Annotated in this window: 8 protein-coding genes; 4 read left to right on the top strand and 4 right to left on the bottom strand. The window is 62.9% G+C overall.

Annotated features, from left to right (window positions below):
* The 3 genes from FYC77_RS03430 to FYC77_RS03420 all read left to right on the top strand — a co-directional run.
* On the top strand, positions 1-479 hold a 479-nt coding region (locus tag FYC77_RS03430), incomplete at its 5' end, for an RNA-guided endonuclease InsQ/TnpB family protein (protein ID WP_149080112.1).
* Positions 480-595: 116 nt separating this feature from the next.
* Positions 596-1168, top strand: a complete 573-nt coding sequence (locus tag FYC77_RS03425; RefSeq protein WP_338016481.1) for a hypothetical protein — start codon at positions 596-598, stop codon at positions 1166-1168.
* Between the two features lie 128 nt (positions 1169-1296).
* Complete coding sequence (locus tag FYC77_RS03420) at positions 1297-1542, top strand: hypothetical protein (protein ID WP_149080110.1); 246 nt, start codon at positions 1297-1299, stop codon at positions 1540-1542.
* A 126-nt stretch (positions 1543-1668) separates the two neighbouring features.
* Here the strand turns inward: FYC77_RS03420 and FYC77_RS03415 are convergent, their stop codons facing one another.
* The 3 genes from FYC77_RS03415 to FYC77_RS03405 all read right to left on the bottom strand — a co-directional run bounded on the left by FYC77_RS03415 (position 1669) and on the right by FYC77_RS03405 (position 4003).
* Positions 1669-2649: a PLP-dependent cysteine synthase family protein gene (locus tag FYC77_RS03415; protein WP_149080109.1), complete on the bottom strand. Its 981-nt coding sequence runs from the start codon at positions 2647-2649 to the stop codon at positions 1669-1671.
* A 230-nt stretch (positions 2650-2879) separates the two neighbouring features.
* Positions 2880-3230 carry a DUF5798 family protein gene (locus FYC77_RS03410; protein WP_149080108.1) on the bottom strand — a complete coding sequence of 117 codons (351 nt, stop codon included), beginning with the start codon at positions 3228-3230 and terminating at the stop codon, positions 2880-2882.
* Between the two features lie 152 nt (positions 3231-3382).
* Entirely contained in the window at positions 3383-4003 is a 621-nt protein-coding gene (locus tag FYC77_RS03405; protein WP_149080107.1) for a TlpA family protein disulfide reductase, read from the bottom strand.
* A gap of 575 nt (positions 4004-4578) precedes the next feature.
* Here FYC77_RS03405 and FYC77_RS03400 point away from each other — a divergent pair.
* Entirely contained in the window at positions 4579-5253 is a 675-nt protein-coding gene (locus FYC77_RS03400) for a LysE family translocator (RefSeq protein ID WP_149080106.1), read from the top strand.
* A 17-nt stretch (positions 5254-5270) separates the two neighbouring features.
* Here FYC77_RS03400 and FYC77_RS03395 read toward each other — a convergent pair whose 3' ends face one another.
* A complete protein-coding gene (locus FYC77_RS03395) occupies positions 5271-6524 on the bottom strand; it encodes a DUF7544 domain-containing protein (protein WP_149080105.1) in 1254 nt (417 codons plus the stop codon).
* Between the last annotated feature and the right edge of the window lie 45 nt (positions 6525-6569).

Here is a 6569-nt window from a genome sequence, read left to right as displayed (position 1 = left end):
GGTTCGCTGGGTGGAGCGTGGACTACTTGCACCGCATCTCGAAAGCACTCGTCCAAGAAGCCATCGAGAATGAGTGTACAGCGATTGCGTTCGAGAACCTGAAACATATCAGGAAGCGCATCTCGAACGCCTCAAAGTTCCAGCAGTGGGCGTTCAAGGAACTGCAACGCCACGTCGAATACAAGGCCGAAGAACACGGTATCGACGTGGATGATGTGAATCCTGCATACACGTCTCAACGGTGTAGCCACGGCGAATGTGGGTTCACGCATGAAGATAACCGAGATGGTGACGAGTTCGAGTGCCTGAAGTGCGGGAAGCAGTTGCACAGCGATTACAACGCCGCTCGAAACGTTGGGTGGCGTCTTATCCAGCACTGGCTCAAGTCTGGTGCTGGACGAGCCACGAGTCAACTGGCTCTGAAGTCAGGGACAGTGAACGCGAACGGTCGGTTCCGACCTACTGCGCTTCGCAGTTAGAGCGGGAGTCCACTGACAAGCCTTGGGGCTTGACCCCGAGGCAGTTGACCGGAACGGGGTCTCGAGGATAAGTTTCAAGACCGGAGGGTGAGAGATAACGGTAATTGGTGACGCGCGTGAACGACGAACAGGTCGTTGGTAATCCCGACGAGGCCGAACGAACGCCCGGCGGATCCGAGATCAAATCTGACGAACGGGAGGCCCTCGAGGCGGCTGGTATCGATCCCGCCGCGGTCGCGGCCAAGGAGTGTTCGTATCGGACACTGTTGGACGACGGCGTCGACGAGTCGACCGCGGATACGCTTCGAAGGCGCTTTTCACTCCCGTGGTCGTTCCAGACGGACGGCGACCTGGATCGCCGGTCGGACGAAGTGCGCGGACTCGGCGAGGCCGAACGCGCCTGGGTCGCGGCGAGCGAGGGCGACGGGTGGCAGGCGTTCGACCACACGAAGTCTCGCGCAATCGAATCGGCAGACGAAGAAGAGACGGAACGACCGTGGCCGCGTCCGACGCCGGTTCGGACGGTCGCAGGCGTCGGCCCCGACGACGCGGAGGAACTCGCCGAGGCCGGGATCATCTCGGCAGAGCGGTTGGCGACGATCAGCGCCGCGGAAGTCGCTCGTCTTCTCGATCTCGACGTCCTCCACGTTCGAACGTGGCGGTACAACGCACGCGAACTGATCGAGTAAGCTGGCTCGTCGTCTTCTGTGAGTAGCCGGATCGCCCTATCGGTCCGTCAGCGTCGTACAGTAGTTGCCTGTGAACTCGTTTACCGACAGAGACTTACCCGACAGAGGTGTACGTGGTATCGATACGCATGTGTAACCGGTTCGAGAGCTGTTCGAACGACGGGACGTATCAACTCGTCCTCGAGAACCGGAACACCGGCATGGAGGTCGTCGAGTACTACTGCAAGGCGCACCTCGTTTTGCGGGTCTGGGAGGTCGAACGTGACGACGTACTCGACGTTCGTGATGCGCGAGCGCTCTGTGCGACATCGGAGGCCGACGACGCGGCGTCGCCGGTCGAACCGTCGGTCGATTCCACGGGAACCAGCGAGTGATCCACACCGGGATGGCGCGCTCCCAGGGAGCGCCTGCTCGTCCGGAGTGCTGTACCGACGTGTGTCGGTGCGACCGCGACCCGTTCTGCGATCACGCCGGAACTGACTGACGGCAGACGGTCTGACCTACGAGCTCCACGCCTCGAACGATCGGTAGATCTCCTTCGAGAGATAGCGCTCGCTCGAGTCGGGAAAGACGGTGACCACCGTCTCGTGAGGCGTCTCGAGTTTGCCGTCGGCGATCGAGCGGGCGACGCGTTTCGCGGCGACGCTCGCGGCGGCAGCACTCGAGGCGACGAGGTGTCCCTCCTCGCGGGCGAGCCGTCGGAGTTCGTCGTGTGCCTCCCGGTCCGAAACCGAATAAACGGCGTCGACGAGGCCGGGATCGAACAGTTCGTTGGTGTCGGTGTCGTGGGTGCCGATCCCTTCGATCTTGTACTCGCCTTCCTCGCGGTCGTCACCGAGGAGTTCGCCGTAGAGCGATCCGTGGGGTTCGACGGCACCGACGTGAGTGTCGTCGTGGACCTCGAGGGCGTAGCGAGCGAGTCCCATGAGCGTCCCTGCGGTGCCACAGCCGGCGACGACCGCGCCGACCTCACCGTCGAGTGCGTCGTAGATTTCGGGGGCGGTCGTCTCGTAGTGGGCTTCGGTGTTCAACGGGTTCGAGAACTGCTGGGGAACGACGGCGTCGTCGAGCTCCGCGGCCAACTCGTGGGCGCGATCGATCGCTCCCCCCATGCCGGCGTCGGTCGGCGTGTTGATGATCTCGGCCCCCAGTGCGTCCATCAGCTGTTGTTTTTCGACGCTGAACCGCTCGGGGACGACGAAGATGGCCTCGAGCCCGAGTTGCTGGGCGGCGATCGCGAGGCCGATCCCCGTGTTGCCCGCGGTCGGTTCGATAACGGTACCGCCCGGAGAGATTTCCTCGCGCTCGAGCATTCGCTCGAGCATGTACCGGCCGATTCGGTCTTTGACGCTCGCGCCCGGATTGAACGACTCGAGTTTCGCGTATATGCGGACTTCGTCGGGACCGTCGTGAACGCGGACGAGCGGCGTCCGTCCGATCGTCTCGAGTACCGAATCCAACGGTCGCTCGTGAGTCGTCATCGTCCTGGCAAATGTTGCCACTATTGTTAGCTCTTGCTGTTGTCTTCGACGGCCGGGAGCACAGAATCGATCCGTCCGAGCAGGTGACGGCGGGGTGTGAGTCCGGTAGTTAGCCGACAGCGAGAAGGCGAGTCGGCGACGCGGGCGATTACGCGACAGTATCCGGCAGAATCCGCTGTCGACGAGAGCCGACGGCAGCCGGATAGACGACTCTCGCGTCGTTCCTGGTGTTACTCCGCAGAAGTGGCTGTTTCCGCGTCCGATCCCTCCGTGCTTTCACCTTCGGCTTCCGTGATAGCGGCGTCGCCTTCGTCGTCGGGTTCGGCCTCGAGTTCGGCCTCGTCGATCGCGGCGTCGGCGAGGATCTGTTCGCCGTCGAGACCCTGTTCTTCGGCGATTGCGACCAACAGCGCCCGCTGTTCGGTGAGCTGATGATCGAGCCGTTTGACCGTCTCGTGGGTGTCGTCCATCTCCTCTTCCAGTCCGATGATCCGCTTTTGGAGTTGCTGTACCTGCTTGTACATCGCCTCGGCTCGATCCGAGAGTCCCTGGATCTTCTTTGCGGTGCTTCCGAGTCCCATGTTCGACAGAAGTATCGGGCGGCTAATGGGCCTTTTCCTCGTCCGCGCTGTCGTGGTATCGAGCACCAGTAGTACAGTTCCACCCGTCGGCCGATGGGTGAACCCGAACGACGGCCATCGGTTTCACCAATCAGTTCGGGGTTAGACCGCCGCTATCCGCCGTCGTCGTTGTCGTTCGCCAACCGATCGGATCCGGTGGGCTCCCCCTCGAGGACGGAGTCGGTCGCCTGGACGATATCCGAAGACGGCTGAACGCCGACTTCGTGCCACCGCTTTTCGCCGGCTTCGTCGACGACGATCGTCGCCGGATAGCCGACGACGCCATAGCTGGCAGCGAGACTCGGAGAGGAGTCGTACCCCACGTACCAGTTTCCGCCCAGGTCGGCCCACCACTCCCGAAGGTCGGCTTCCGGCATGGTTTCGGGAGTCTGGTAGGTGATCGAGAGGACGGTCACTCGGTCGCCGTCTCGCTCGAGGAGCGTCTCGCGTGCCTCGGCGAGGTGGGACATCTGTGCCTGACAGTTTCCACAGCCAGTGACGAAGAACATCGCGACGGTGACGCCGTCGTTCGGGACGGTAACGGTGCCGGCGTCGCTTCCACGGGCGTCGATCGTGCTGATCTCCGGCGGCCCCTGATCGTCTTCGTCCGGTTCATCGTCGTCCGACGATCGATCCTCACCACCGAACGTCGGCACACCCCACCGGACGACACCGCCTCCAGCTGCGAGCACACCGATACTCGCGGTTCCAGCGACGAGTTCTCGTCGCTTCATCGTGGATTTCCCCCTGGTTTTGGGGCCCAATTGGCGTTCGGAGAAGACGCCCGTGACACGACGCCATCGACGGAAACGTCCCGTCTGGCGTGCCGATTCGCGTGGTGGGCGGCTCGGTCGACCCGCGGCCGATCCGTTGGGCCAGACCAGTTGCCATGTCGGTCCCCGCTCATACGACATCCTACGTGACGAGCTACAAAGACTTCACTGGTACGAGAGGCGAACGGGTCGTTCGCGACCGGTTCGATCGTGAGTTCCGACACACTAGTCGTCGGAACCAGGCCGCGGCGGTCCGTTTCGAACGTAGCGATTCGATGGACAGTCGTAGCGGACTCGATGACGGGTGATAATGGGGACGGAGCCATGGAGCGTGTGACAGGGATCCACGGCTCCGTGTACCCGTACGTAATCCAAAACTAAAAGCACACCACACGACCGCGCAGTGCGAGATACGCCGTCGTAATTCAGTAACGGCGTATCGGATCGACGTATCGATCGAGATCTGAGGAAAGCCACCGCCGTCGCCGAGACGGCGACTTTTTCACGTTTCGGCCCCGAACCTCGACCGATTCACTGTGGTCGTCGTCACTGCGCTTGCGGGTATCGTCTTCGGTCTCGCTCTCGCCTCACCACCGGGACCGATGAACGCGATCATCGCCGAGGAGAGCGTACTTCGCGGATGGTCTTCCGGGTTTCGTGCCGGTCTCGGCGCGATGCTCGCCGACGTCCTCTTTTTCGTGCTCGCACTCGCCGGCGTCGTCGCCGTCGTCGATTCGTACCCTGCGGTTCGGCCGCTCCTCTACGTGGTCGGCGGCGTCCTCATGCTGTACTTCGCCGTTGGCGCTTTCGCCGAGGCCAGATCCGCTACGTCGTTTACCGACGCCGGCTCCGCCGACTCGACCGGCTTCAGAAAGACGTTCGTCCTCTCGCTGTCGAACCCGTATCAGATCGGCTTCTGGCTCACCGTCGGCGTCGGCCTCCTCGAGCCAGGACACCTCGATGTCCTCGCGTACGCACCCGCCGTCGGCGACCTCCTCGAGGGGACACTGGTCGTCCAGACCGGATCCCCGACGCTCCTGGTCGGGCTCTTTGCGGGGATCGCCGTCTGGATCGTCGCCTACCCCGCCGCGCTGGTCTCGGCGGGGCGTCGCGTCGACGCGTTTGCGCCGGCGGTCGCCGCACTCAGCGGGGTCGTACTGGTCGGATTCGGACTCGTGTTCCTCGCGATGGGTGCGGTTCGACTCGTGTGATACGGGGACATCCGCCGTTATCTGTCCGAGTCGTCACTCGAGTCGTCCGCTTCGCCGGTCGATCGATTCGAATCGGTCACCTCGTCCCATCCGGTCGACTCCTCCCAGGTTGACGGACCGCTCCAGGTCTCCGATCCATCGCCATCGGTGCCCGACCTGTCGGATCGCGTCTCGCCAGGGTCGTCCGTTCGGCCAGACGAATCCGTCGACCACTGCGAACCGCTGTCGGTTCCGTCCGTTCGATCGCTGCCCCACGTGGGGTCGTCGCTACTCGTACCGTCGGTGCGGCGGCGGCCGTCGTGAGTGCGACCGCCTGTCGAAGTCCCGCGGTCCGACCGAACCGCGCGGCGTTGGTCCGGGATCAGATCGAGGCTCCCGTCGGTGTCGCCGAGGATCAACAGCGCGTAGTATCGGACGTAGCTTCGAACCGGCGCTTCGACGAACGACCTGATGTAGAGGTAGACGAGGTAGGCGACGATCCCCGCTACGCCGACGAGAATCGCGAGGCCCTGGTCGCCGTCCAGTAACATCATCGACGGAAGGCCGAACACGAGCAGGCCGATCATCGAGACGAAAAAGCCGCCGATGGCGAACACCACCCACAGACAGAATCCGATCACCCACGCGACCGCGAGAAAGGCAGCGGTCCCGCCGACGTTCGACCGAATCGTCGCTGCGACGGTTCGCCAGGCCCCGATCGGCCCGCGATCCTCGAGAGCCATTACGGGAACGACGAACGCCGTCGTCAGCGTGTAGACGACCCACAATACGACGTATCCGAAAACCCCGACGAAGAGAATCGAGAGGATGAGGGGAAACGCGAGATCTCCGATATCACCGACGTCGCCGAACACAAGCGCCAGGAGAACCGGGGTCGCGATCGCCAGAAGCAACGCGGTCCACAACGCCGCACGGAACAACACCAGCCACAGTCCGTGTCGAAGGTTCGCGCGAGCGTACCGGCGAACGTGAATCGCCTCCGAGCGCAGCGACTCGAGAAAGACGAACTCGAAGAGTGCGGAGAGATATCTGAACAGGACGAAGGCGGCGAGCCCGATGGCTCCGAGCAGGTACTCGATCGGAATCCCCATCGGCCCCTCGGCGGAGTAGATCGCCATCGTCGGATCGACGTCGAACAGCTGCGAGCCGAGCTCGATACCGCTGATGAGAAGAACGACGAGTGCGATCTTGAGCCATCCGGTCGCACTGAGCGAACTGAGATACCGTTTGGTGACGTCGAAGGCGTCACTCAGATTGTCCCCGGCATACATGTTGGTAATCGAACTAGTGCCTGCTTGCAAGTACTTTCTGATACT

This window comes from Natrialba swarupiae (genome assembly GCF_008245225.1).
Taxonomy (GTDB): domain Archaea; phylum Halobacteriota; class Halobacteria; order Halobacteriales; family Natrialbaceae; genus Natrarchaeobius; species Natrarchaeobius swarupiae.
Note: the sequence above shows the minus strand (reverse complement) of the source record. Positions and strands in the feature narration are given on the sequence as shown.